We start from the raw sequence: 25,615 nt of genomic DNA on the forward strand, positions 1-25,615 counted from the left end.
ATGAGCTTCCACAACCCGAAGCTGCCCTGGTCGGAGCTGGAACGCGTGCTCTCCGGCCGGAAACCCCGCACCGGGCGGGCCGGCGGGCAGGGCGGCCGGTCGCGTGACGAGCGGCACCTGCACGTGGTCGACCCGCTGGCCGTGGACGCCGACGGCGGCGACTCTCCCGTCTGGAGCCGCAAGCGGGAGCACTACCAGCCGCCGGAGCTGACCCGCCCCGACGGCGTGGTGCCGTACGCCGAGCTGCACGCCCACACCAACTTCAGCTTCCTCGACGGCGCCAGCCACCCCGAGGAGCTGGCCGAGGAGGCCGCCCGGCTGGGGCTCACCGCGCTCGCCGTCACCGACCACGACGGCTTCTACGGGGTGGTGCGCTTCGCCGAGGCGGCCCGCGCGCTGCACCTGCCGACGATCTTCGGCGCCGAGCTCTCCCTGGACCTGCCCGGCCCGCAGAACGGCGAGCCCGACCCGCTCGGGCGGCACCTGCTGCTCCTGGCCCACGGCCACGAGGGGTACGCCCGGCTCGCCTCGACCATCGCCCGCGCCCAGCTGCGCGGCGGCGAGAAGGGCCGCCCGGTCTACGGCGAGCTGGAGGAGGTCGCCGCGGAGCTGCGCGACCACGTGCTGGTGCTCACCGGCTGCCGCAAGGGGCACGTGCCGGCGGCGCTGCTCACCGAGGGGGTGGACGCGGCGGCCCGCGAGCTGGACCGGCTGACCTCCCTCTTCGGCGCGGAGACGGTGGCGGTGGAGCTGACCGACCACGGGCACCCGGTCGACGCCGACCGCAACGACGCGCTCGCCGAGCTGGCGGCGGCGGCCGGCCTGCCCACGGTGGCCACCAACAACGTGCACTACGCCACCCCGGGCCGGCGCCGGCTGGCCACCACCGTCGCCGCCGTACGGGCCCGGCGCAGCCTGGACGAGATCGACGGGTGGCTGCCCGCGGCCGGCACCGCCCACCTGCGCAGCGGTGCGGAGATGGCGGCCCGGTTCGCCGCGTACCCGGGGTCGGTGGCCCAGGCCGCCGAGTTCGGGGCCGAGCTCGCCTTCGACCTCCAGCTCGTCGCGCCGCGGCTGCCGGCGTACCCGGTGCCGCCGGGGCACACCGAGATGAGCTGGCTGCGCCACCTGACCGAGCGGGGGGCGCGGGAGCGCTACGGCCCCCGGGAGGCGCACCCGAGGGCGTACGCGCAGCTCGACCACGAGCTGAACATGATCGAGGAACTGGGCTTCCCCGGCTACTTCCTGGTGGTCTACGACATCGTCGCGTTCTGCCGCGAGCAGGACATCTACTGCCAGGGCCGGGGCTCGGCGGCCAACTCGGCGGTCTGCTACGCGCTGCGGATCACCAACGTGGACGCGGTCCGGCACCGGCTGCTCTTCGAGCGCTTCCTCGCCCCGGAGCGCGACGGCCCGCCCGACATCGACGTGGACATCGAGTCCGACCGCCGGGAGGAGGTCATCCAGCACGTCTACGCCCGGTACGGCCGGGAGCACACCGCCCAGGTCGCCAACGTCATCTCCTACCGGCCCCGCTCGGCGGTGCGGGACGTGGCCAAGGCGTTCGGCTTCTCGCCCGGCCAGCAGGACGCCTGGAGCAAGCAGATCGACCGGTGGGGCGCGGTCGCGGCGGTGGACGTCGAGGACATCCCCGAGCAGGTGGTCGCGTACGCGAACGAGCTGCAGACCTTTCCCCGGCACCTGGGCATCCACTCCGGCGGCATGGTGATCTGCGACCGGCCGGTGATCGAGGTCTGCCCGGTGGAGTGGGGGCGGATGCCGGGCCGCAGCGTGCTCCAGTGGGACAAGGACGACTGCGCCGCCGTCGGCCTGGTGAAGTTCGACCTGCTCGGCCTGGGCATGCTCTCCGCGCTGCACTACGGCTACGACATGATCGGGATGACCCTCGACCTGGGCGACATGACGCTGGACGACCCCGAGGTCTACGACATGCTCTGCCGGGCCGACTCGGTCGGGGTGTTCCAGGTGGAGAGCCGCGCCCAGATGGCCACCCTGCCCCGGCTGAAGCCCCGCGAGTTCTACGATCTGGTGGTCGAGGTGGCGCTGATCCGGCCCGGCCCGATCCAGGGCGGCTCGGTGCACCCGTACATCCGGCGCAAGAACGGCGAGGAGCCGGTGACCTTCCCGCACCCGCTGATGCGCAACGCGCTGGAGAAGACCCTCGGCGTGCCGCTGTTCCAGGAGCAGCTCATGCAGCTCGCGATCGACCTGGCCGGCTTCGACGCGGCCGGGGCCGACCAGCTGCGCCGGGCGATGGGGTCCAAGCGCTCGGTGGAGCGGATGGCGCAGATCGCCGACCGGCTCTACGCCGGGATGGCCGAGCGGGGCATCACCGGCGAGCTGGCCGACGACGTCTACCGCAAGCTCACCGCGTTCGCCAGCTACGGCTTCCCGGAGAGCCACGCGATGAGCTTCGCCTACCTGGTCTACGCCAGCTCCTGGCTCAAGCGCTACCACCCGGGCCCGTTCCTGGCCGCGCTGCTCAACGCCCAGCCGATGGGCTTCTACTCCCCGCAGAGCCTGGTCGACGACGCCCGCCGGCACGGCGTCGAGGTCCGCCGGCCGGACGTCAACGCCAGCGGCGCCAGGGCGGTGCTGGAGTCCACCCCGCAGACCCGCTGGGGCAGCGCGCCGGGGGAGCCGCCGCACGCCTGGGGGCTGGGCGGCCCGGCCGTCCGGCTCGGGCTCTCCGCCGTGCGTACCCTCGGCGACGAGGTGGCCGAGCGGATCGAGACGGAGCGGACGGCGCACGGGCCGTACCGCGACATGGCGGACCTGGCCCGGCGTGTGGGTCTCACCGCCGCGCAGCTGGAGGCGCTGGCCACCGCGGACGCCTTCGCCTGTTTCGGGCTGTCCCGGCGGCAGGCCCTCTGGGCGGCCGGCGCGGCGGCCCAGGACCGGCCGGGCCGCCTGCCCGGCACGGTGACCGGCGCGGCCGCGCCCACCCTGCCCGGCATGGAGGCGGTGGACCGGCTGGTCGCCGACGTGTGGGCGACCGGGCTGTCGCCGGAGAGCCACCCGGCCCGCTTCATCCGCCCGCAGCTCGACGCCCTCGGCGCGGTGCCGATCGCCCGGCTCGGCCGGGTGGAGCCGGGTCGGCGGATCCGGGTCGGCGGGATCGTCACCCACCGGCAGCGCCCCGCGACCGCCGGCGGGGTCACCTTCCTCAACCTGGAGGACGAGACGGGGATGCTCAATGTCACTTGCTCCCCGGGGCTCTGGCAGCGTTACCGTCGAATCGCCCGCACCAGCGCGGCGCTGGTGGTGCGCGGCCGGTTGCAGCGGCACGAGGGAGTCACCAACCTCACCGCCGACCGGCTGGACGCCATCGAGCCGCCGGTCAGCCCGGCATCGCGCGATTTCCGTTGACGGCAGTGATCCACATTACGGTTTTTCGCCGCCGATGGCGGGAGACTCCTGCTCGCGCGGGCAGAGCGGCCCGCGTGGCACGAGGGGGAATGAACCGATGACGGGGAATCACGGATACAGCGGCGGAGTGGCCAACTCCCGGCGGACCCGGCTCAACGCCGGCTGGACCCCGGCGCACCACACCGAACCGCGCGAGTACGAGATCACCGAGGGTCCGGTGGCCAACGCCCTGCGGTCGCGGGCCGAGGAGGACGGCGCCACCGGCGAGTCCTGACCGCCTCCCCGGGCGGTTCCCGTCGGGGCTGGACCGGGTGACTAGGCTCGACCGGGTGGAGCAGACCCCAGGCCGGCTCGCCGGGCCGCCGCTGACCCCCCGTACCGCCGTGATCTGGTCGGTGCTGCGCGCCGAGCTGGAGCGCCGTGGCGACGCCGCGCTGACCGTGCTCGACGTCGGCGGTGGCACCGGCGGCTTCGCCGTCCCGCTCGCCCAGGCCGGGCACCGGGTGACCGTGGTCGACGCCAGTCCCGACGCGCTCGCCGCGCTGACCCGCCGGGCCGCCGAGGCCGGCGTCGCCGAGCGGGTCCGCGCCGTGCAGGGCGACGGCGACGCGCTCGCCGGGCTGGTCGAGCCGGGCAGCGCCGACCTGGTGCTCTGCCACGCCGTGCTGGAGGTGGTCGACGACCCGGCGCCGGTGGTGGCCGCGCTGGCCGCCGCGCTGCGCCCGGGCGGCGCCGCGAGCGTGCTGGTCGCCGGCCGGGCCGCCGCGGTGCTCGGCCGGGCGATGAACGGGCACCTGGACGTCGCCGCCGCGCTGGCCGCCGACCCGGCCGGCACCGCGGGCGCCCGGGACACGCTGCGCCGGCGCTACGACGCCGAGACCGCCGCCGCGCTGCTCGGCGCCGCCGGGCTCGTGGTCGAGGAGATCCACGGCGTACGCGTGCTCGCCGACCTCCTCCCGGCCGCCGTCGCGGACGGTCAGCCGGCCGCCCTGGTGGAGCTGGAACGGGCGCTCGCCGCGCGGGCCCCCTGGCGGGACCTCGCCGCACAGTTGCACCTGTTCGCCCGGCGCCCGTGACCGACCCGCTGGAGATCGTCGGGCCGCGCTACGGCGGCGGCAGCCTCGCCGACGTGCTGCCCAGCGCGCTCGCCGTGCTCGGCGTGCCCGGCGCCACCGACCCGCTCGGGCTGGGCGCCGCGCTGGCCGGGGTGCGCCGGGTGGCGGTGCTGCTGGTGGACGGCCTCGGCTGGCACCAGATCCCGACCGCCGCGCCGTACGCGCCGGCCCTGGCCGGGCTCGCCGCGACCGTGGGCCGGCCGTTGACCTCCGGCTTCCCGTCCACCACGCCGACCAGCCTGGTGACGCTGGGCACCGGCGTCGCGCCCGGCGCGCACGGCGTGCTCGGCTTCACCCTGCGGGTGCCGGGCACCGACCGGGTGCTCAACCACATCGAGTGGGCGGCCGACCCGGAGCCGCGGCGCTGGCAGCCCGTCCGCACCCAGCTCGAACGGGCCCGGGCGGCCGGCGTCGCGGTGACGGTGGTGAGCCGGCCGGAGTTCGGCGGCAGCGGGCTGACGGTGGCCGCCAACCGGGGCGGCGACTACCGCGGCGCGGCCGGCGTCGACGCGCTCGCCGCGCGGATGCTCACCGCCCTGGCCACCGGGCCGGGGCCCACCCTGGTCTCCGGCTACCACCCGGACCTGGACCGGCACGGCCACCTCACCGGCGTCGACTCGGCGCCCTGGCGGATCGCCGCGGCGGAGGTCGACCGGCTGCTCACCCGGCTCGTCGACGGGTTGCCGCCCGACGCCGCGCTGCTGGTCACCGCCGACCACGGCCAGCTCGACGTGCCGGCCGGGCACCGCGTCGACCTGGACACCGATCCCCGGCTGCGCGCCGGGGTGGCGGTGGTCGCCGGCGAGCCCCGGGTCCGCTACCTGCACGTCACGCCCGGGGCCCGGGACGACGTCGTGGCCGCCTGGTCGGAGGTGCTCGGCCCCGCGGCCCGGGTCCGCACCCGCGAGGAGGTGGTGGCCTCCGGCTGGTTCGGCCCGGTGGCGGAGGAGCACCTGCTCCGCATCGGCGACGTGGTGGTCGTCTGCAACGCCACGTACGCGGTGACGGCCTCCCGGTCCGAGCCGCCGATGGTGTCGCGGCTGGTCGGGTACCACGGGGCGGACACCGCGGCCGAGATGACCATCCCGCTGCTGGTCGTACGCGGCTGACGGCCGGCGGCCACCCCGCCCCGCCGGTGGGCGGCGTCTCCCGGAGCGGATCGCCCGCCGGGCCGGCGCGGTCAGGCGCGGGCGGGCCTGCTGCCGTTACCGCCCGCGCCCGGTGAGCCCCTCGATCGCCCGCACGAGGTCGTCGGCGGTGGGCGCCGACGCGGGATCGAGCAGCCACTGGAGCATGGCGCCGTTGATGAGCGCCAGGGCGAGCGAACCGTAGCGGCGCGCCTGCTCCGGCGAGACCTCCGCCGGCGCCACGTCGAGTGTCAGCGCGGCGAGCTCCCGCCGGCTGGCGGCGTAGCCGGCCGCGAGCTGGTCACGCACCTCGGGTGCGAACTCCGCCTGGGCGTACGCCTGCACGCTCGCCACCAGGACCTCCCGCTGCTCGCGCGCCATCTCGAACACCCCGTGGAGGAACCGGCGGAGGCGCTCCAGCGGTGCGCCGCCGGTTCGGCCACGACGGCCGAGGCGATCGCTTCCCCCAAGGCGTCGAACGTCTCCAGGATGGCGGCGTTCAGCAGGGCGTCCTTGCTCGTGATCCCCGCCCTCCTCGCCTCCATGGACATCTCCGTCCTGTTCATGGCCGCACCCTGGATCAGCGCCGAACTCGAACCGAGCACGGAGTTCGGTGGCGCGCTCGGCATCGCCGTGCTGGGCAGCATCTCCGCCGGCATCTACCGGGCCCGGATGGACACCGAGGTGCCGGCCGGGCTCGGCGACGACCTGGTCCACACCGCGACCGACACGGTCGGCGGCGCCCTCGCCGTGGCCGGCCAGGTCCCGGCCGACGTGGCCGGGGTGCTGCGCGACCGGGCCTTCGCCGCCTTCACCGACGGGTTCACGGTCACCGCGGTCGTCGGCGCGGCGATCCTGCTCGTCGGGGCGCTCGTCAGCGCCGTCGCCCTGCGGCGCGTACCCGCGGGGACCCCGTCCGCCGACCGGGGCTGACGGCACGGGCCGCCCGGACGGCCCGGCGACGCACCGCGCCGCCGGCCGTCCGGGGGCATGTCGGAGGTGCCCGCTAACCTGCGGGGATGGGTCGCAGCCAGTCGTTGCCCCGGGGCGGCGATCCCCGGTTCGGGCCGGGCGCCGACGACTCCGGCTGCCCGATCCTGCACGTCGACATGGACGCGTTCTTCGCCTCGGTCGAGGTCCGCCGCCGGCCGGAACTGCGCGGCCGGGCCGTCGTGGTCGGCGGGGTCGGCCCGCGCGGGGTGGTCAGCTCCGCCAGCTACGAGGCCCGGCGCTACGGCGTCCGCAGCGCCATGCCCACCGCGCGGGCCCGGGCGCTCTGCCCGCACGCGGTCTACCTCCCGCCGGACTTCGCGCAGTACTCGGCGGCCTCCCGGGCGGTCATGCAGATCTTCCGGGACGTCACCCCGCTGGTGGAGCCGCTCTCGCTCGACGAGGCGTTCCTCGACGTGGCCGGGGCCCGGCGGCTCTTCGGCTCCCCGGCCGCCATCGCGCGGCGGATCCGCGAGCGCGTCGCCGGGGAGCAGGGGCTGACCTGTTCGGTCGGGGTCGCGCCGAGCAAGTTCGTGGCCAAGCTCGGCTCGACCCGCGCCAAGCCCGACGGGCTGCTCGTCGTCCCGGCCGCGCGGGTGCTCGACTTCCTGCATCCGCTGCCGGTGTCGGCGCTGTGGGGGGTGGGGGAGCGGTCCGCCGAGACGCTGCGTCGGCTCGGCCTGACCACCATCGGCGACCTCGCCGAGGCGCCGGTCGGCATGCTGCGCAAGGCGCTCGGCGAGGCGTCCGCGACCCACCTGCACGAGCTGGCCTGGGGGCGGGACGCGCGCCGGGTCAGCCCCGAGCAGGTCGAGAAGTCGATCGGCGCGGAGGTGACCTTCGACGCCGACGTGGCCGATCCCCTGGAGATCCGCCGGGCGCTGCTCGCCCTCGCCGAGAAGGTGGGCGCCCGGCTGCGCCGGGCCGGGCAGGTCGGGCGGACGGTCTCGCTGAAGGTGCGGCTGGCCGACTTCCGCACCGTCAACCGGTCGCGCACGTCGGGTGTGCCGACCGACGTCGCCCGGGAGATCTTCGACACGGTCTGGGCGCTCTACGCCGCCCTCGACCCGGGCGAGCGCATCCGCCTGGTCGGCGTCCGGGTCGAGGGCCTCGCCCCGGCGCAGGAGACCCCGCGGCAGCTCGCCCTCGGCGCGCCCGAACGGGGCTGGCGGGAGGCGGAAGCTGCCGCCGACGCCGCGGCTGCCCGTTTCGGGCGGTCCGTCATAGGTCCGGCCAGTCTGCTCGGGGTCCGGGACGGGCGACGAAATGAAAATCCACCCCGGCCGTAGGTCGTCCCGCTTTCCGACGCGCGAGGGCCCTCGTAGACTTGCGGGTAAGCAGCCGGTTGGCTGCCACGGTCTGTCGGTCCGACCGGGCCGACCCACGTGACCGGGGAGGAGTGCCGTGCCGCTCTCGGAGCACGAGCAGCGGCTGTTCGAGCAGATCGAGCGGTCGCTTGCCGAGGACCCCAAATTCGCCTCGGCCGTGCGCGCCAGCGATCCGCGTTTCCACGCGCGGCGTCGCCTGCTCGTCGCTGCCGGCGTGATCATCGCTGGGCTGGCCCTGTTGGTCTATGGCGCGGTGATCAAGACTCCGCCGCTGGCAGTGGCGGGTTTTGTCGTCATGCTGGCCTCGGCCGCGTTCGCGGTGCAGTCGCATCGTCGGGCGCAGTCACCTGACCTGCACGTCGTGGGAGGCACGACGAGTCGTCGCCGCCCCCGCGGTCGTACGGGTCGGCGGCCCTCGATCCTCGACCGGATGGAGGACCGGTGGCGGCAGCGCCCGGAGGGGCACCGCTGAGCCCGGCCCGCCGCTGAGGCGGGTCACACCACCGCGACGACGAACCGCGTCGCCGGCACGCCCGGCGACCTGAGGCGTTTCCGCGCGCCCCTGGGCCCGCCCGGGCACCCTCCGACGTTCCGCGCCTGCGCTCGCCCCGGCGGCCTCCGACGTGTCGGGTGCCCACGGCCCGCCTCGGCGGCCTCTGACGCTCTGCCGGCTCGCCGTTCGCCGCGGTCAGCCGCCACAGCGAGACCGGTCGGCCTCTGACGCTTGACGCGCCGTCAAGCCACCGTGGCCTTGGCGCCCGCGCTTCCCCGACCCGCCTCCGCCCGTTTCGGTGGCGGCGGCCCGCGCCGCGACGGGGACGGGCCGGGAACGGCGACCTCGCCGCTCCCGGCCCGTCCGCGTGGGCGTGCGGGTCAGCGGGCCATGCGGTCGGCCAGCAGGCGGCGCGGGCTCCAGCGCAGCAGTCGGGAGCGGGCGCGCGTGCCCGCCGCCAGCAGCCGGGACGACGCGTCGGCCGTGGCCAGTCGCCAGCGCAGCAGCACCGAGGGCGGCAGCACCGCCGCCACCAGGCGGGTACGCCGGTCGGCCCGCGCGGCGAGCGCGCCGCGGATGGTGCGCAGGGCCGGCGGGAGGTGCTCGCCGGTGAGCGGGTCACGCGCGTAACGGGCGCGCTCCTCGGCGCGGCCGAGCAGCCGTACCGCCGTGGTGGCCTCGGCGTCGGCGGCCAGCGCATCCCGGGACAGCCGGTCGGCCGTGGCCCGCGGCGTCTCCGTCCGGTCCACCCGCACCCGGTAGTCCACCAGCGTGTCGAGCAGCTCGTCCCAGGCGGCGTGCGCGTCCGCCCGGGCCCGCTCGGCGTCCGCCAGGACCACCATGCGCTGCCCGTCGGTGGGCGCGTCGCCGGCCTCCCCCGCCCGTACGGCGGTCGGGGCCGGCGCCGCCGGGCCGCTGCGCCGTCTCCGCAGGGCCAGCCGGCGCAGCGCCGGCAGGGCGAGCAGGGCCAGCAGAAGGAGCACCGCGCCGGCCGCGTACCACGGCCAGACGGGGGCCTGCTCGGCCGGGGCCGCCCCGCCGATGGCCAGGCCGGAGTCGGGGTCCTCCTCGGGGCCCTCGGGGCCTGCCGGGCCCGCCGACGGGTCGGTCTCGCCGACGGGGGTCGACGGGCCGGGGGCCGGCGCGTCGTCCTCGGGGGCGTCGATGTCGGGGGCCCAGGCCGACCGGGTCGAGCCCTGCACGCCGTACGCGGGGGTCGCGTCGAACGGCACCCAGCCGATGCCGTTGAAGTAGACCTCCGTCCAGGCGTGCAGGTTCCGGTTGGTCAGCGTGTACGTGCCGCCGCTGGAGTTGCTGCCGTTGGTGAACCCGAACGCCACCCGGGCCGGGATCCCGGCGGCCCGGACCAGCCACGCCATCGCGGCGGCGTACTGCTGGCAGAAGCCGACCTTGTTGTTGAGGAAGTCGACGATCTCCTGGCCGCTGATGCCGCCCTTGGTGCTCAGCGAGTACGTGAAGCCGTTGTCGGCGGAGAAGTAGTCGTAGATCCCGCGGACCTTGTCGTACTCGGTGTTCTTGTTCGCCACCAGGGTGCGGACCAGTTCCTCCACCTCGGGAATCGTCGGTGGCGCCGGGTGTGCGCGCCGCACCGGGTGGTCCGCCGGCAGCGGTCGCGCCCGCTGCAGTGCCTCGGGGGTGTACGTCGAGCGCACGTAGTCGAACGCGTAGCGCTTGCCGCGGGAGTTGTCGCGGTTGGAGAAGATCACCTGCAGGTTCGGGTCGTACAACCAGTTGCCGTTCAGGTCCTCGGTGCGCACCGGCTCGGTGTAGACCGGCAGCAGCGGCATGGTGAGGTTCTTCGTGACCTCGACCGTGGCCTGGTACGTCCGCTGCTCGACGCCCTCGCCGGACGGTGTCGGCAGGTTCTCGACGGAGCGGCCCCGGGGGTTGCCCACGTCGAAGCCGCTCGACTTGAGCTCGTCGGCGACGCCGAAGCGCAGGTAGAACGGGCTGGGCTCGTTGGTGGTGACCTTGACCAGGTCGGCCACCTCGGACTGGTTGAGCTGCCCGCTCAGCGCCGCGAAGAGGTCGATCCGGCCCGGGGCCCCGCCCTGCCCGGGGCGCCCGCTGCCGTTGCCGGCGCCGGAGCCGGAGGTCAGGGTGTCGAGCAGCCCGCCGGTCATCCCCGGCACGGCCAGCGGCAGCGCCACGGCCAGCGCCACGCCGACCACCGCGAGTCGCCGGCCGGCGGCGGCCAGCGGCGAGGACTCCCAGACGTCGACGTCGCGGCCGTCGCCGGTGAACCGCCGGCCGAACCGGCGGACCCGGTCGACGTTGTCGGTCACCAGCAGCCAGAGGTAGCCGGCGGCGCCGACGACGAACGGCACCGGCGGGATGCTGTCGACGTAGACCGCGACGGGCACGGAGTAGATGGCCAGCATGGGCAGGCCGGCCAGCGCCGGCCGGCGCAGCCCGACGGCGAGCACGTCGACCACCACCGCCACGCCGCCGATCCCCAGCACGGTGATGAACAGCAGCGGATCGGTGTCGGGCACCTCGACGCCGTAGGAGCGCATGTCCTCCAGCGACCCGCTGAACAGGTCGCCGAAGTGCGCGAAGGTCGCCGGCGTGGGCAGGAAGGCGAGCAACTCGGTGCCGCCGGGGAAGAGCCAGGTCAGGGCCAGCGTCAGGCCGGCCAGCATGCCGAGCACCTGCCCCCAGAGCGGCACCCGTGCCAGCCGGGCGAGCGCGGCCGCGGCCGCGACCACGGCCACCGCGATGGTGGCCTGGATCAGCCACGTCCAGCGTTCGAAGATGGCCGACAGCGGCGCCGCGGCGAGCAGCGTCGCCGCGGCGGCCACGAAGCCCAGGTTCCGGTGGGCGATCATGAGGGGACCCTTCCGTTCATCGCACGCCGCCGGCCACCGTCTCGGCCATCGCCGCCCGCAGGGCGAAGCCCTGCGAACCGCGGGCCGCCTGCGGCCACAACGCCGGCAACCGGGCGCCGTGGTCGACCCCGATCACCCGCCAGCCGCTCCGCAGCAGGGCGAGCGCGGCGGCGCTGTGCGCGTGGTCGGCCTCGGCCCGCGCCTTGGCGGGCAGGTTGAGCCAGGTGGAGCTGTCGAGCAGGAAACCGACGCAGGTCGCGCCGTTGCCCCGCAGCCCGGCCAGCAGCTCGGCCTCGGCCGTGCCCAGCGAGCCGAACAGGCCGATGATCAGGCCGCCGTCCGCCCGCTGCCGGACCCGCTGCACGAGCGTGGTGAGCTCGACGTTCTTGTCGAGCCCGACCTCGGCGAGCTGGTCGAGGAGCAGCCCGTCGCCGGCGGCCTCGGAGGCGTCGACGTCGGCCCCCGAGCCGGTGACCAGGCGCAGCTTGTAGCCGGCCTGCCGCAGGTGCACCGCGATGCTCGCGGCGGCGGAGACCGCCCACTCGAAGGACGCCGTCGGCCCGTCGCCCCGGTGGCCGTACGCGCGGGTGTCCAGCACGACGGTCGCCCGGCTCTCCCACGGCTGCTCCTCCCGGCGCACCATCAGCTCGCCGGTGCGGGCGGTCGACTTCCAGTGCACCCGGCGCAGGTCGTCTCCCACCCGGTACTCCCGGGTGGCGGCGTCGTCCTCGCCGTGCACGGCGACCGAGCGGGCCCGGCTGTCGCCGCTGCCGGCGTACTCGCCGGGCAGGCGTACCGAGGGCAGCGGGGTGACCTGCGGGATGACGGTCAGGTGGTCGGTGCTCGGGAAGGCGCGGCTGAGCTCGCACAGCCCGAACGGGTCGGTCATCCGGACCACCAGCGGGCCCACCTCGTAGCGACCGCGCACGTCGGCGCGCACCGTGTACGCCACCGAGCTGGCCTGGTGGGCGCCGAGCCGCTCCAGCACCACCCGCGGCCGGCTGCCCAGCGCGTACGGCAGCCGGTCCTCCAGCAGCAGGGTGCCGGTGGGCAGCCGGGACAGGTTCTGCAACCGCAGCACCACCCGGGAACTCGCCCCGACTGGCGCGCGGTGCGGGTCCAGCGACCGGTTGCAGGCCAGCTTGTAGCGGCTGCGCCCGACGTAGGCGGCGGCGAGCAGCGGCAGGACGGCCAGCAGCACGGCCACCCGGAGCAGGTCCTTCTCGCCGAGGATGCCGGCCGAGATCGCGGCCGCGACCGCGGCCGCCAGGAACGATCGGCCGCGGGTCGTCAGCCCTCGCAGCCCGTCTCGCACGTCACCGCCTCCGCGGCTCGTAGGGGGCTCGGCCGTTGCCCTCGCCCGTGGGTCGGGTGTCGTACGGGGAGCGCTTGCGGTCGTGCGGCAGCGGCAGCCGGTGCACCAGCTCGGAGACGATCGCGTCGGTGGTGCGCCGGGCCAGCTGGGCGTCGGCGGTCGGGATGATCCGGTGCGCGAGCACCGGCACGGCCAGCGCCTGCAGGTCGTCGGGGAGGACGTAGTCCCGCCCCTCCAGGGCGGCGACCGCGCGGGCGGTGCGCAGCAGTTGGAGGGTGGCCCGCGGGGAGGCGCCGAGGCGCAGGTCGGGGGCCTCCCGGGTCGCGGTGACCAGGTCGATCGCGTACTGCTTGACGGCGTCGGCGACGTGCACCTGCCGGACGTGCGCGATGAGCTGCCGCACCGTGTTGGCGTCGGAGACCGGCCGCAGCTCGTCCAGCGGGTCCGTGGCGCCGTGCCCGTCGAGCATGGCCAGCTCGGCGTTGGGGTCGGGGTAGCCCATGGCGATGCGGGCGGTGAACCGGTCGCGCTGCGCCTCGGGGAGGGGGTAGGTGCCCTCCATCTCGATCGGGTTCTGGGTGGCCACGACCATGAACGGCGTCTGGAGCTGGTAGGTGACGCCGTCGACCGTGACCTGCCGCTCCTCCATGCACTCCAGCAGCGCGGACTGGGTCTTCGGCGAGGCGCGGTTGATCTCGTCGCCGACGACCAGGTTGGCGAAGACCGCGCCGGGACGGAACTCGAAGTCGTGCGTCTCCTGGTTGTAGACGCTGACGCCGGTGACGTCGCTGGGCAGCAGGTCCGGGGTGAACTGGATGCGGCGCACCGAGCAGTCGATCGAGCGGGCCATGGCCTTGGCGAGCTTCGTCTTGCCGACACCCGGCACGTCCTCGATGAGCAGGTGCCCCTCGGCGAGCAGCACCGCCAGGGCGAGCCGCACGGTGGCGGTCTTGCCCTCGATGACCTGCTCGATGTTCGAGACGATGGCTTCGCTGGCGGCGCGGAACTCGTCGTGCGGCAACAGGCCGCCCACCTCGTCCCAGGTCTGTTGTGTCACGGGCCTCCTCCTCGTCGCCGGACGGCAGCTCTGTATAGAGCAGCTGGACCCGCCGTTGGGTTCGCGACGCCGAGCCTCGTCTGCCGCAGGAATCTCACTGGTCTCTCAGGCTAACCATGTTTGTCGCTGTCGCCGACCCCCGCAGGTGGACCGTCGGTTACGCCCTGAATATTCGCCGGGTCGGGGGATCCGCCCGTCGCTCTGGGTGCCGCCCATGATCACGAAGGGCGCGCCCGGGGCGTCCCGGACGGGGCTCGCGTCCCGACCGGTGGTAGCGGGCGGCGTGCGGGACCGGACGGCGGGTACACTCCCGGTCATGGCCGGAGTCTTCCTGCTCCTTACCGGGCCGTGCTGATGCGCTGACGCGCGACAGCACGGCGGCCCCTCCTGCGCGAGGGGCTTTTTTGTGCCCTCCGCCGGGCGCCCCGGCGGTCGGCCCCGGCGCCGGCCCCGACGGCACGGCGCTCCGGGGGAGCAGACCCGATCCATACCGACATGACCGCGCCGAGCGAGGTCAGCATCCAGCCCGGCCGTGGCGTGGCCGGCGGCGACGAGCGAAGCGAGGAGACGCCATGAGTGAGGCAGCAGCGACGGGCGACATTCCCCCGTTCCGGTACACCGCGGCACTGGCCGAGGAGATCGAGCACCGCTGGCAGGACGTCTGGGCGCGGGAGGGCACCTTCCACGCCCCGAACCCGACCGGCCCGCTGGCCGACCCCGGCCACCCCCGGTCCGGGGCGGAGAAGCTGTACGTGCTGGACATGTTCCCGTACCCGTCGGGCGCCGGCCTGCACGTCGGGCACCCGCTGGGCTACATCGGCACCGACTGCTTCGCCCGCTACCAGCGGATGGCGGGGCGCAACGTGCTGCACGCGATGGGCTTCGACGCGTTCGGCCTGCCCGCCGAGCAGTACGCGGTGCAGACCGGTACCCACCCCCGGACCACCACCGTGGCCAACATCGAGCGCTACAAGGCGCAGCTGCGCCGGCTGGGCCTGGCCCACGACGAGCGCCGCTCGGTGGCCACCATCGACACCGACTTCTACCGCTGGACCCAGTGGATCTTCCTGCAGGTCTTCAACTCCTGGTACGACACGGAGGCGAAGCGGGCGCGCCCGATCGCCGAGCTGATCGCCGAGTTCGAGGGCGGCAACCGGCCCACGCCCGACGGCCGCCCGTGGGCGGAGCTGTCCGTCGCCGAGCGCCGCGCCGTCGTCGACGACCACCGGCTGGCGTACGTGTCGCAGGCGCCGGTCAACTGGTGCCCCGGGCTGGGCACCGTGCTGGCCAACGAAGAGGTCACCGCCGACGGCCGCTCCGAGCGGGGCAACTTCCCGGTCTTCAAGCGCAACCTGAAGCAGTGGATGATGCGGATCACCGCGTACGGCGACCGGCTGCTGGACGACCTGGACAAACTGGACTGGCCCGAGCCGATCAAGCTGATGCAGCGCAACTGGATCGGCCGCTCCACCGGCGCGCACATCGACTTCCCCACCACGCTGGAGCCGATCCGGGTGTTCACCACCCGGCCGGACACGATCTTCGGCGCGACCTACATGGTGCTGGCGCCCGAGCACGGGCTGGTCGACGCCCTGGTGCCGGCCGCCTGGCCGGAGGGGACGAAGGACGCCTGGACCGGCGGGCACGCCAACCCGCGGGCGGCCGTGGAGGCGTACCGGAAGGCGGCGGCGGCCAAGACCGACGTCGAGCGGCAGGCCGACACGAAGGAGAAGACCGGCGTCTTCGTCGGGGCGTACGCCACCAACCCGGCGAACGGCGCGCAGATCCCGATCTTCATCGCGGACTACGTGCTGGCCGGCTACGGCACCGGCGCGATCATGGCGGTGCCCGCCCAGGACGAGCGGGACTGGGCGTTCGCCGAGGTCTTCGAGCTGCCGATCGTGCGTACCGTGCAGCCGTCGGAGGGCTTCGACGGCAAGGCGTACACCGGTGACGGCCCGGCGGTCAACAGCGCCGCGCCCGACCGCGGCCTGGACCTGGACGGCCTGGGGGTCGCCGACGCCAAGGCCCGGATCATCGAGTGGCTGGAGGCCAACGGGCACGGCGCCGGCGCGGTGACCTACCGGCTGCGCGACTGGCTGTTCTCCCGGCAGCGCTACTGGGGCGAGCCGTTCCCGATCGTGTACGACGAGACCGGCGCCGCCATCGCGCTGCCGGAGGAGATGCTGCCGGTCGAGCTGCCCGAGGTGGACGACTTCTCGCCGCGGACGTTCGACCCGGAGGACGCCGACAGCAACCCGGAGACCCCGCTGTCGCGCCGGCGCGACTGGGTCGAGGTGGAGCTGGACCTGGGCGACGGTCCGAAGCGCTACACCCGCGAGACCAACGTGATGCCGCAGTGGGCCGGCTCCTGCTGGTACGAGCTGCGCTACCTGGACCCGACCAACTCGGAGCGGTTCGTCGACGCGGAGAACGAGCGGTACTGGATGGGGCCGCGCGGCGAGGGCGACTGCGGGGGCACCGACCTGTACGTCGGCGGCGCCGAGCACGCCGTGCTGCACCTGCTGTACGCCCGGTTCTGGCACAAGGTGCTGTACGACCTGGGCCACGTCTCGTCGTTCGAGCCGTTCCGCAAGCTGTTCAACCAGGGCTACATCCAGGCGTACGCGTACACCGACGCCCGGGGCGCCTACGTGCCGGCCGAGGACGTGACCGAGCGCGACGGCGGCTTCTACCTGGGCGACACGGCCGTCAAGCGCGAGTACGGCAAGATGGGCAAGTCCCTGAAGAACGTGGTCACCCCGGACGAGATGTGTGCCGCGTACGGCGCGGACACCTTCCGGGTCTACGAGATGTCGATGGGCCCGCTGGAGGTGTCCCGCCCGTGGGAGACCCGGGCGGTGGTCGGCTCGTACCGCTTCCTGCAGCGGGTCTGGCGGGCGGTCGTCGACGAGCAGACCGGTGCGCTGCGGGTCACCGACGCGCCCGCCGACTCCGCGACCCGGCGGCTGCTGCACAAGGTGGTCGACGGGGTCCGCGGCGACATGGAGGCGATCCGGTTCAACACCGCCATCGCCAAGCTGATCGAGCTGACCAACGGGCTGACCCGACTGGCGGAGACCCCGCGCGAGGTGGCCGAACCGCTGGTGCTGATGGTGGCGCCGTTCGCCCCGCACATCGCCGAGGAACTGTGGCGTCGGCTGGGGCACGACACCTCCCTGACGTACGCGGACTTCCCGACCGCCGACCCGGCGCTGCTGGTGGCCGAGACGGTGACCTACCCGGTGCAGATCAACGGCAAGGTGCGGGGCCGGGTCGAGGTCCCCGCCGACGCGTCCGAGGAGACCGTCCGCGCGGCGGCCCTGGAGGCGGTCGCGTCGTCCCTGGCCGGCAGGGAGCCCCGCAAGGTCATCGTGGTCAAGGGCCGCACGGTCTCCGTCGTCGTCTGACCGGCGCCCGGCTCCCGGGTCCGCCCGGGTCGGGGCGCGTCGATCATGGAGTTGTGGTGGGGACGAAGTCCCGAGGCCGGGACGAACCGGCCACCACAACTCCATGGTCGTCCGTGCCGGACCGTGCGGCGGTCAGCGCAGTGCGGCCGTCACCGTTTCGCGGTGGTCGGCCAGCCAGTCGTGCCAGCCGCGTACCGCGTCGGCGACGCCCGCCGCACGGAGCCGCCGCATGGCCCCCTCGCCCCGGTCCGCGCCGGCCGCGATGCCGCGCCAGGTCCCGTCGAGCTGGTCGAGCATCACGTCCACGAGGTCGGCGCGGGGCAGCGCGAGCGGTCGCGGGCCGGCCGCCTCGTAGGCGTCGCAGAGCAGCCGGGCCCGCCGGCCCAGCTCCGCCGGGTCGCCGCCCGGCCCCAGCTCCGCCCAGTGCCAGGCGGCGAAGGCCACGTCCTCGATCCGTCGGCCGGGACCGGCCAGGTCCCAGTCGAGCAGCGTCACCGGCAGCGGGCCGGTGGAGGAGTCGCGGTACACCGTGTTCTTCGGGGACAGGTCGCGGTGGCAGACCGTCTCGGCGTCCCCGGCGAGCGCGCTGCCGGCGCACGCGTCGTGCAGCCGCCGGAGCAGCGCCGCCAGCCCGGTCAACGCCGGGTCGGCGAAGTACGCCGGATCCTCCCGGTCCCGCCACGGCACCCGGCCGTCGACGTGGCTGAGCACCTGCCGGCCCCGCTCGTCCGTGCCGAGGTGGCGGGGCGCGACGTCCGCGCCCACCCGCTCCAGGTGCCGCAGCAGCGCGGCGACGAAGTCGGCGTTCTGCGGCGGCGTACGCCGGACGGTGTCGCCGACGCGGACGACCTCGGCGATGAAGCCCCCGGAGAGCCGCTCCTCGCCCTGGTCCCCGCGCCGGTCGGGGTGGCCCGGGTCGGGGGACGGGGAGGGTCGGCCCGGCACGGCGGGCCTCAGCCCGGAGCGAGCCGGCGCTGCCGCTCGGCGCGCCACCAGCGGCGGATCAGCACCGCGCTGGCGACCAGGCCGAGCGCGGCGGGCGCGGCGGCGAACCAGTTGACGTCGCCCGGGGAGGCGGCCGCGGCGCCCACCGCCGCGTACCCGAAGGCGGTGGGGACGGAGGCGATCAGGCTGCCCGCCAGGAACGGCAGCACCCGGGCGCCGGTGGTGCCGTAGCCGTAGCTGACCAGGCCGAAGCCCGCGATCGGCAGCAGCCGTACGGTGACCACGCCGAGGACGCTCTGCCGGGCGAACCAGCCGTCCAGCCGGGCCAGCCGGCCCCGCACCCGTTCGGCGACGAACTCCCGACCGAGCAGGCGGCCGACCGCGAAGCCCAGCGCCGCCGCCAGCAGCGCCGCGCCCAGCGCGTACGCGGCGCCCTCCAGCGCGCCGAAGATCGCCCCCGAGGCGAGCGTGATGAAGGTCCGGGGGACGAGCGCCACCAGCAGCAGCGCCCCGCCGACGACCGCCGCCACGGGGGCGAGGTCGCCCAGCCGGTCGGCCAGCCGGGGCAGCTCCCCGACCTGCGGCAGGGGGACGACGAGCAGCGCCGCCCCGAACGTGGCGAGCAGGAGCAGCAGCAGCGCGAACCGGGCGGCCGACCGCTGCCGCAGCAGCCGCCGGACGGCCGGGTTCATGCCCGGGCGGCGGCGGCCACCGCGGCGCGGCGCTCGGCGCGGAGCCGGTCCGTCCAGGTGTCGTCGAGCGGCGGGAGCTGGTGCGCGCCGGTGGCCCAGCGCAGCAGCAGGTCCGCCAGGGCGGGGTTGCGGGCCAGGGCCGGGCCGTGCGAATACGTGCCGAGCAGCTTGCCCCGCCAGGCCCCCTCGGTGGCGCCGTCGTTGCCGACCCCGGCGGTCACCCGGGCCAGCGGGGAGACCCCGGGGCCGAGGTGGGTGCGACCGCCGTGGTTCTCGAACCCGGTCAGCGCCGGCACGCCCAGCCGCGGGTCGACGTCGCCGGCCAGCTCCCCGACGGCCCGGGTCGGCCCGCGGTCGGAGGAGAGGTCGAGCAGCTCCAGCCCGGCGCATCGGGTGCCCTTGGCGAAGAAGGACGTGCCGAGGAGCTGGTAGCCGGCGCAGACCCCGAACACGACCGAGCCCTGGGCGACGGCCCGGTGCAGGCCGCCGTCGGCGAGCAGCCGTTGCGCGCCGAGCGCCTGCGGGCCGTCCTCGCCGCCGCCGATGAGGTAGATGTCGGCGGTGGCGGGGAGGCGCTGGTCGGAGCGGACCTCCAGCACCTCGACCGGGAACCCGCGCTGCCGCGCCCGGCGGGCGAGGATCAGGGCGTTGCCCCGGTCGCCGTAGGTGGAGAGCAGGTCGGGGTAGATCCAGACGATACGCAGGCTCTCAGTTGACACGGTCCAACTCCGCTCGGATGTCCTGGAACGCGGTGTAGTTCGCGATGACCTCCAGGCGGCCCGGAGGCACCGCCCGGACGGCGTCGTGGAACGTCCGCACGTGCTGGAACGGCACGTCGTTGACCTCCAGCCGGACCGCCAGGTCGTACGCGCGGTCGCCGGTGATCAGCACCTGCCGGCCGCGCAGCGGGGCGAAGTCGACGTCGAACAGCCAGGAGGTGTCGAGCCCGTCGGGGTCGCGGGCGTTGATGGAGAGCAGGGTCGGCGCCTCGTCGGCCATGTCGAACGCCTCCAGCCAGCTGGCCGGGTTCTTCGCCAACAGCAGCCGGATGTTGCGCCCGTCCCGGTCGACCTGGGCGTAGCGGCCGGCGACGGAGGTGACGGTGCCGAGCTGGAGCACCGCGTCCACCGGCCGGACGCCGAACTCGGCGGCGACGGCCAGCGCGGTGGCGGCGTTGCCGAGGTTGACCTTGCCGGGGAGCTGGAGCTTGACCTTGTGCCAGGCGCCGGTCGGGTCGAGCACGCCGTCGTCCTCCACCGTCCACTGCGGCTGGGGCCGGCGCAGCGGGCAGCCGCTGCACCACCACTGCTCGCCCGAGCGCTGGATGGTCGAGCCGCACTCGGGGCAGACCCACGAGTCGTCGTGCCAGCGCTGCCCGGCGCTGAACCAGGTGACCTGCGGCGGGGCGATGCGGTGGTCGTGGTTGGGCGGCGGCGTCGCGGCCCACACCACCATCGGGTCGTCGGCGTTGGCGACGATGCGGACGTCGGTGTGCCGGACCAGTGCGGCGCGCCAGAGCTGCGCCATCATGGCGACCTCCTTGGCCCGGTCGAGCTGGTCGCGGGAGAGGTTGAGCAGCGCCACCACGTGCGGCTCGGTGGCCTCCAGCACCTGGGCCAGGTAGTGCTCGTCGACCTCCAGCACGGCGTAGGGGGTGCTGCCGGCCTTGGCCAGCGCGGAGGTGTGCCCGGTCGGCATGTTGGCGCCGAAGGAGTTGGTGGCGACCCGGCCGAGCACCCCGACCGCCGCGGCGGTGAGCCGGGTGGTGGTCGTCTTGCCGTTGGTGCCGGAGACCAGGGCGATGGCGCGCCCGGCCGACAGGTGGGCCAGCAGGTCGGGATCGATCTTCAGGCCGATCCAGCCGCCGATCACCGAGCCGTCGCCGCGGCCCGCGGCCCGCGACAGCGCCGCGGCGGTCCGCGACACCGAGCTGGCCACCTTCGCCCGCAGGGGCATCTTCGCGTCCGTCACCCGAGCGAGGTTACCGGACCGGCGGGCCCACCAGATCGCCGCCGAGGGCGAACCGTTCGGCCGGGGCGGTCCGGCGGGGTGGCCGGATCACGCTCAGCCGGACGGAGTCGATCTATGTCGGAAAGCGGACCGGCTCCGGCGGGCCGTCCGGCCCTCCACTCCGCTCCACCCCATCTGACGTGCGGTTTCGCGCGGCGGAAGGGCGCGCCACGCGGGCGTTTCTGGTTGCGGGTGGAGGGAAGTGGAGTAGAGTGGGGCGCGATGGTGAGGCCGGGAGGGCCCACCGGCCCGGGGGGTCAGCGGCGCCGCGAACGCCGCTCAAGGGCGAGGGGGTTGGGCCGATGTTTCTCGGCACCCACACCCCGCGCCTGGACGACAAAGGCCGGTTGATCCTTCCGGCGAAGTTCCGGGACGAGCTGGCGGGGGGTGTCGTGATCACCAAAGGGCAGGATCGCTGCCTCTACGTCTTCCCGATGCCCGAGTTCCAGCGGATCGCGGAGCAGTTGCGCGCGCAGCCGATGACGAACAAGGCGGCCCGGGCCTACAGCCGGGTCTTCTTCGCCAGCGCGCACGACGAGGTGCCCGACAAGCAGGGCCGGGTGACGATCCCGGCCCACCTGAGGTCGTACGCCGCCCTCGACCGGGACCTGGTCGTGATCGGCGCGAGCACCCGGGTGGAGATCTGGGACAAGGCCGCCTGGGAGAACTACCTCGCGGAGAGCGAAGACGACTTCGCCGACATCGAGGAGGGGGTGCTGCCCGGCGGTCTGTAGGGCGTGACGACGCCCGACGTACTGCGAGATCTCCACCCGCTTTCGAGTTCCTGGCACCCCTTCCCCGGTGCCAGGCGCACGATCCGATGGGAGGGCCGCGGCCTCCGGCGGGCGGGAGCGGATGGGGATCTGGCGGTACGACGGCACGGCGTCGTCCGACGACAGGCGCATGAAGGACGAGGTTTCAACCAGTGGGGGTCGACATGGGGGAGCTACGCGGCACGCACGTGCCGGTGCTGCTCGAGCGGTGTCTCGAGTTGCTGGCCCCCGCGCTGGGCCGGGGCGGGCGGACGGTCCATGTCGACGCGACGCTGGGCCTGGCCGGGCACGCCGAGGCGGTGCTGGAGGCGCATCCGGAGACGGTGCTCGTCGGGCTGGACCGGGACACGGAGGCGCTCGCCCACGCGCGCGTCCGGCTGGCCCGCTTCGCCGACCGCGTCCACCTGGAGCACGCCGTCTACGACGAGCTGCCCGAGGTGCTCGACCGGCTCGGCTACCCGGGGATCGACGGGATCCTGTTCGACCTGGGGGTCTCGTCGCTGCAACTCGACGCGCCCGACCGCGGGTTCGCGTACGCGCAGGACGCCCCGCTGGACATGCGGATGGACCAGACCCGGGGGGTGACCGCCGAGGAGGTGGTCAACACCTACTCCCACCCGGACCTGGCCCGCGTGCTGCGGGTCTACGGCGAGGAGAAGTTCGCCGGCCGGATCGCCTCGGCGATCATCCGGGAGCGCGAGCGGGCCCGGATCACCTCGTCGGCGCGGCTGGCGGAGCTGGTGCGGGAGTCCATTCCGGCACCAGCCAGACGAACCGGGGGACACCCGGCAAAGAGAACGTTTCAGGCTTTACGGATCGAGGTAAACAAGGAGCTGGCAGCGCTGGAGACGGCGCTGCCGGCCGCGCTCGACAAGCTCAACGTGGGCGGCCGCATGGTGGTCCTGTCCTACCACTCGCTGGAGGACCGGCTGACCAAGGCGGCGCTCGCCGACCGGGTCCGCAGCAAGGGCCCGGTCGACCTCCCGGTCGAACTGCCCGGGTCCGGTCCGACGTTCCGGCTGCTGAGCCGGGGCGCCGAACTGCCCGGGGAGCGGGAGGTCGCCGCGAACCCGCGGGCCGCCTCGGTGCGCCTGCGGGCCGCGGAGCGGCTCGACCCGGACGCGACGCAGCAGGGGCGTACCGACCGCGAACGGTACCGCCGGCGGGTCAAGGCGATGCACCAACCGGGGGCGGGGTCCACCGGGTCCGAGACGGATCCGGGGGATCCCGGGGGACGGGACAGGGACGGACGAAGAGGGGGAGGGACATGACGAATGACAAGCGCGACCGCCGGGACGTGACCGGCGGCGGGCAGCGCGCACCGCGGTCGGGGGGCCGGATCGCGGCGGAGCGGGCCACGCGCACCGGGACCGGCACGCCGAAGGCGGACCGGACGAGCCGGCTGGGGGAGACTCGCGCCCGGGGGGCGCGCGAGTTCCCGACGCAGGGCAGTGCCGCGCTGCGGCCGGCCGAGCGGGGCGGCGCCACCGCGGCGCGCCCGCCCCGGCTGCGGGTGGCGCCGCCGCCGCCGGTGAAGGTGCCGCGGGCGCCGTTCGCGGCGCTGGTGCTGGTGCTGGTGGTCGGCGGGGTGCTCGGCATCCTGCTGGTCAACACGAAGATCAACGAGAACGCCTTCCGGCTGGAGAAGCTCCAGGAGCAGCAGGCCAAGCTCGACCTGGAGCAGCAGCAGCTCAACAAGCAGATCGCCGACGCGGAGGCCCCGGGCAACCTGGAGGCCCAGGCCCGCCGGCTCGGCCTGGTGGAGGCGGGTGAGCCGGCCTACATCCGGCTGCCCGACGGCAAGGTGATCGGTGTGCCGCAGCCGGCCGACGGCCAGCCGTCGATCACCAGCCAGCAGGGCGCGGGAGGCTGACGACCGTGCCACCGAGATCGGAGGAACCGCGCCGGGACGCCACGGGCTCCCGGCGCGGTTCGTCCCGCGACGTCGGTGGCCGGGGCGCCGAGCGGCGTTCCGGCGAGCCGGGGGCCGGTGGCATCTCCGACGCGCGGGCGTACACCCCGCGGGGCCGCACCGTCCGGGAGCAGCGCGCCGGAGCCCGGGGCGAGCGCGACGACGCCGCCGGCCGCGCCGAGCAGCGCCGGACCCCGCGCAGCACCCGCTCCGGCGATCCGTTCCGCCCCGCCCTCCAGGTGCTCGACGGCGGGCGCGCGGGCGCCGGCCGGACCGGCCGCCGGGAGGCGGCGGGCCGCTCCGGCGTCGTCCGCACCGTCACCCCGCGCGGCCCGCGCCACGACGACGAGCCGCCGGCACCCCGCCGCCGCGCGCCGCGCCGGCCGGACCGCCCGGCCGCCCGGCGACCGTCGCGCAAGCCGCCGAAGCCGCCGCGGCTGGCCGATCCCCGCCGCCGGCTGCGGCTGGGCACCGTGCTGACCCTGGTGTTGTTCGCCGTCATCGGCATCCGGCTGGTCGTCCTCCAGGCCGTGGACACCCCGGCCTACGCGGGCGGCGGCGTGGCCGACCGGCTGCGCACCGTCACCCTGCCGGCGGCGCGGGGGGCGATCTACGACCGGGACGGCGCCCCGCTGGCGCACAGCGTCGAGGCGCGGTACGTCTACGCCGACCCGACCCGGGTGAAGGACATCCAGGGCACCGCGAAGGCGCTCTCCCCGCTGCTCGGCATCCCGGCCTCCGAACTGGCCGAGAAGATGAAGCCGCGCAAGCGGATCAACGGCGCCGACTCCGAGTTCGAGTACCTGGCCCGGGGGGTGGACATCGACCGGGCCCGGCAGATCACCGCGCTGGAGCTGCCCGGCATCGGCACCCACCGCGACGAGCGGCGCGAGGTGCCCGGCGGCGACCTCGCCGCCAACCTGCTCGGCTTCACCAGCCAGGACATGGTCGGGCTGGAGGGGCTGGAGGCCCGCTACGACGACGTGCTGCGCGGCGAGGACGGCAAGCGGGTCTACGAGGTCGGCCTCGGCGACCTGGCCGCCCCGATCCCCGGCGGCTACAGCGAGACGACGAAGGCCAAGCCGGGCAGCTCCCTGCAGCTCACCGTCGACCGCGACCTCCAGTTCATGACACAGCGGATACTGGCCCGGCACATGGCCAAGAGCAAGGGCAGCACCGGCGCGGCCGTGGTCATCGAGATTCCCTCCGGCGAGGTGCTGTCCCAGGCCAGCCACCCCACCTACAACGCGGCGAAGCCCGAGGCGAGCGAGCCGACCGACCGGGAGGACGCGGCCACCAGCTTCGTGGTCGACCCCGGCTCGGTGCACAAGGCGGTCACCTTCGGCGCCGCGCTCCAGGAGCGGGTGATCACCCCCGACACCACGCTGCCGATCGCCAACAGCATCAAGATGGGCGACACCTGGTTCTCCGACACGCACCGCGCCGACGGTAAGCGGATGAGCCTGCCCGGCATGATGGCGTACTCGTCGAATGTCGGCACCATCCAGATCGCCGACAAGCTCGGCCAGGAACGCCTGATCGACTACCAGAAGCGGTTCGGTCTCGGCGAGCCGACCGGGGTCGGCATGCCCGGCGAGGCCAGCGGGCGAGTGCTGCCGGCCGACGAGTGGAGCGGGTCGTCGTACGGGTCGGTGCCGATCGGGCACAGCGTGGACGCCACGCCGCTGCAGATGGCCGCCGTCTACGCGACGATCGCCAACAACGGCACGTACGTCCAGCCGCGCCTGGTCAAGGCGGTCATCGGGCCGGACGGGAAGTCCACCCCGACCGAGCCGCCGGTCACCCGGTCGGTGCTCAGCCCGGAGAACGCCGCCGCCCTGCGCACCATCCTGGAGGCGGTGACCACCGTCGAGGACGGCACCGGCCGGGCCGCCGCGATCCCGGAGTGGCGGGTCGCCGGCAAGACCGGCACCGGCTGGCGGCTGGTCGACGGGCGCAAGCAGCCCGGCGAGGTGGCCTCGTTCATCGGCATGGCCCCGGCCGAGAACCCCCGCTACGTGATCGCGGTCTTCGCACACACGCCCGCCGGCGGCGGCGGGGACATCGCCGCGCCGGCGTTCCGGGAGATGATGCAGTTCACGCTGCGTCACTACGGCGTGCCGCCGAGCGGGGAGAAGGCCCCGAAGTTCACGGTCTATCCGCGCTGAGCGGTCACGGCGGGACATCATCGGTGAGTGCGGACGAACCA

At 74.9% G+C, this 25,615-nt stretch carries 19 protein-coding genes and 1 pseudogene; 12 read left to right on the forward strand and 8 right to left on the reverse strand.

Annotated features, from left to right (window positions below; translation table 11 throughout):
• The 4 genes from ACZ6O2_RS05855 (at position 1) to ACZ6O2_RS05870 (ending at position 5,614) form a co-directional block, all read left to right on the forward strand.
• Positions 1-3,390, forward strand: a complete 3,390-nt coding sequence (locus ACZ6O2_RS05855; protein WP_466022140.1) for an error-prone DNA polymerase — start codon at positions 1-3, stop codon at positions 3,388-3,390.
• 97 nt (positions 3,391-3,487) lie between these two features.
• The gene (locus ACZ6O2_RS05860; protein WP_350712112.1) at positions 3,488-3,664 is read left to right on the forward strand and encodes a hypothetical protein; all 177 of its coding nucleotides are present in this window, start codon (positions 3,488-3,490) and stop codon (positions 3,662-3,664) included.
• A gap of 37 nt (positions 3,665-3,701) precedes the next feature.
• Complete coding sequence (locus ACZ6O2_RS05865) at positions 3,702-4,466, forward strand: methyltransferase domain-containing protein (RefSeq protein WP_363705803.1); 765 nt, start codon at positions 3,702-3,704, stop codon at positions 4,464-4,466.
• Positions 4,463-5,614 (forward strand): alkaline phosphatase family protein, encoded by a 1,152-nt coding sequence (locus ACZ6O2_RS05870; RefSeq protein WP_350712110.1) that lies wholly within the window; start codon positions 4,463-4,465, stop codon positions 5,612-5,614. Before ACZ6O2_RS05865 ends, ACZ6O2_RS05870 begins: the two co-directional genes overlap by 4 nt.
• 96 nt (positions 5,615-5,710) lie before the next feature.
• Here ACZ6O2_RS05870 and ACZ6O2_RS05875 read toward each other — a convergent pair whose 3' ends face one another.
• Entirely contained in the window at positions 5,711-6,013 is a 303-nt protein-coding gene (locus tag ACZ6O2_RS05875; RefSeq protein WP_466022141.1) for a TetR family transcriptional regulator C-terminal domain-containing protein, read from the reverse strand.
• A 12-nt stretch (positions 6,014-6,025) separates the two neighbouring features.
• On the opposite strand from ACZ6O2_RS05875, the gene ACZ6O2_RS05880 reads away from it, so the two are divergent.
• From ACZ6O2_RS05880 to ACZ6O2_RS05890, 3 genes are all read left to right on the forward strand, one after another.
• The gene (locus ACZ6O2_RS05880) at positions 6,026-6,565 is read left to right on the forward strand and encodes a hypothetical protein (RefSeq protein WP_466022142.1); all 540 of its coding nucleotides are present in this window, start codon (positions 6,026-6,028) and stop codon (positions 6,563-6,565) included.
• An 86-nt stretch (positions 6,566-6,651) separates the two neighbouring features.
• Complete coding sequence (locus tag ACZ6O2_RS05885; protein WP_466022143.1) at positions 6,652-7,911, forward strand: DNA polymerase IV; 1,260 nt, start codon at positions 6,652-6,654, stop codon at positions 7,909-7,911.
• A 115-nt stretch (positions 7,912-8,026) separates the two neighbouring features.
• The gene (locus tag ACZ6O2_RS05890) at positions 8,027-8,422 is read left to right on the forward strand and encodes a DUF3040 domain-containing protein (protein WP_350685819.1); all 396 of its coding nucleotides are present in this window, start codon (positions 8,027-8,029) and stop codon (positions 8,420-8,422) included.
• Between the two features lie 401 nt (positions 8,423-8,823).
• Here the strand turns inward: ACZ6O2_RS05890 and ACZ6O2_RS05895 are convergent, their stop codons facing one another.
• Genes ACZ6O2_RS05895 through ACZ6O2_RS05905 form a run of 3 tightly spaced genes read right to left on the reverse strand, consistent with a single transcriptional unit; the run spans position 8,824 to position 13,664 of the window.
• Positions 8,824-11,292: a transglutaminase TgpA family protein gene (locus tag ACZ6O2_RS05895; protein WP_466022144.1), complete on the reverse strand. Its 2,469-nt coding sequence runs from the start codon at positions 11,290-11,292 to the stop codon at positions 8,824-8,826.
• A gap of 16 nt (positions 11,293-11,308) precedes the next feature.
• The gene (locus tag ACZ6O2_RS05900; protein ID WP_350712105.1) at positions 11,309-12,607 is read right to left on the reverse strand and encodes a DUF58 domain-containing protein; all 1,299 of its coding nucleotides are present in this window, start codon (positions 12,605-12,607) and stop codon (positions 11,309-11,311) included.
• 1 nt (position 12,608) lies between these two features.
• On the reverse strand, positions 12,609-13,664 hold the full coding sequence (locus tag ACZ6O2_RS05905) for an AAA family ATPase (protein ID WP_350712104.1): 1,056 nt from the start codon (positions 13,662-13,664) through the stop codon (positions 12,609-12,611).
• A gap of 572 nt (positions 13,665-14,236) precedes the next feature.
• Here ACZ6O2_RS05905 and leuS point away from each other — a divergent pair.
• Positions 14,237-17,074, forward strand: coding sequence for a leucine--tRNA ligase (leuS, locus tag ACZ6O2_RS05910; RefSeq protein ID WP_350712103.1), 2,838 nt, complete (start codon positions 14,237-14,239; stop codon positions 17,072-17,074).
• A gap of 132 nt (positions 17,075-17,206) precedes the next feature.
• On the opposite strand, the gene ACZ6O2_RS05915 is transcribed toward leuS, so the two are convergent.
• The 4 genes from ACZ6O2_RS05915 to ACZ6O2_RS05930 are packed head-to-tail and all read right to left on the reverse strand — an operon-like array spanning position 17,207 to position 20,667.
• Positions 17,207-18,019 (reverse strand): phosphotransferase, encoded by an 813-nt coding sequence (locus ACZ6O2_RS05915; protein WP_466022145.1) that lies wholly within the window; start codon positions 18,017-18,019, stop codon positions 17,207-17,209.
• Between the two features lie 8 nt (positions 18,020-18,027).
• The gene (locus tag ACZ6O2_RS05920; protein ID WP_466022146.1) at positions 18,028-18,711 is read right to left on the reverse strand and encodes a TVP38/TMEM64 family protein; all 684 of its coding nucleotides are present in this window, start codon (positions 18,709-18,711) and stop codon (positions 18,028-18,030) included.
• Positions 18,708-19,430 (reverse strand): type 1 glutamine amidotransferase, encoded by a 723-nt coding sequence (locus ACZ6O2_RS05925; RefSeq protein WP_350712100.1) that lies wholly within the window; start codon positions 19,428-19,430, stop codon positions 18,708-18,710. The genes ACZ6O2_RS05920 and ACZ6O2_RS05925 overlap by 4 nt, the downstream gene beginning before the upstream one ends.
• Entirely contained in the window at positions 19,420-20,667 is a 1,248-nt protein-coding gene (locus tag ACZ6O2_RS05930) for a MurT ligase domain-containing protein (protein ID WP_350712137.1), read from the reverse strand. The genes ACZ6O2_RS05925 and ACZ6O2_RS05930 overlap by 11 nt, the downstream gene beginning before the upstream one ends.
• Positions 20,668-21,023: 356 nt before the next feature.
• Here ACZ6O2_RS05930 and mraZ point away from each other — a divergent pair, with 356 nt between their 5' ends.
• The 4 genes and pseudogenes from mraZ to ACZ6O2_RS05950 all read left to right on the forward strand — a co-directional run bounded on the left by mraZ (position 21,024) and on the right by ACZ6O2_RS05950 (position 25,574).
• Positions 21,024-21,455 carry a division/cell wall cluster transcriptional repressor MraZ gene (gene mraZ, locus ACZ6O2_RS05935; protein WP_350712099.1) on the forward strand — a complete coding sequence of 144 codons (432 nt, stop codon included), beginning with the start codon at positions 21,024-21,026 and terminating at the stop codon, positions 21,453-21,455.
• Positions 21,456-21,658: 203 nt separating this feature from the next.
• Positions 21,659-22,772 (forward strand): annotated as a pseudogene (gene rsmH / locus ACZ6O2_RS05940) (16S rRNA (cytosine(1402)-N(4))-methyltransferase RsmH).
• Positions 22,762-23,367 carry a cell division protein FtsL gene (ftsL, locus tag ACZ6O2_RS05945; RefSeq protein WP_350712098.1) on the forward strand — a complete coding sequence of 202 codons (606 nt, stop codon included), beginning with the start codon at positions 22,762-22,764 and terminating at the stop codon, positions 23,365-23,367. Before rsmH ends, ftsL begins: the two are co-directional and overlap by 11 nt.
• 5 nt (positions 23,368-23,372) lie before the next feature.
• Complete coding sequence (locus tag ACZ6O2_RS05950) at positions 23,373-25,574, forward strand: peptidoglycan D,D-transpeptidase FtsI family protein (protein ID WP_466022147.1); 2,202 nt, start codon at positions 23,373-23,375, stop codon at positions 25,572-25,574.
• Positions 25,575-25,615 lie beyond the last annotated feature (41 nt).

The organism is Micromonospora sp. NPDC048040, from assembly GCF_055587185.1.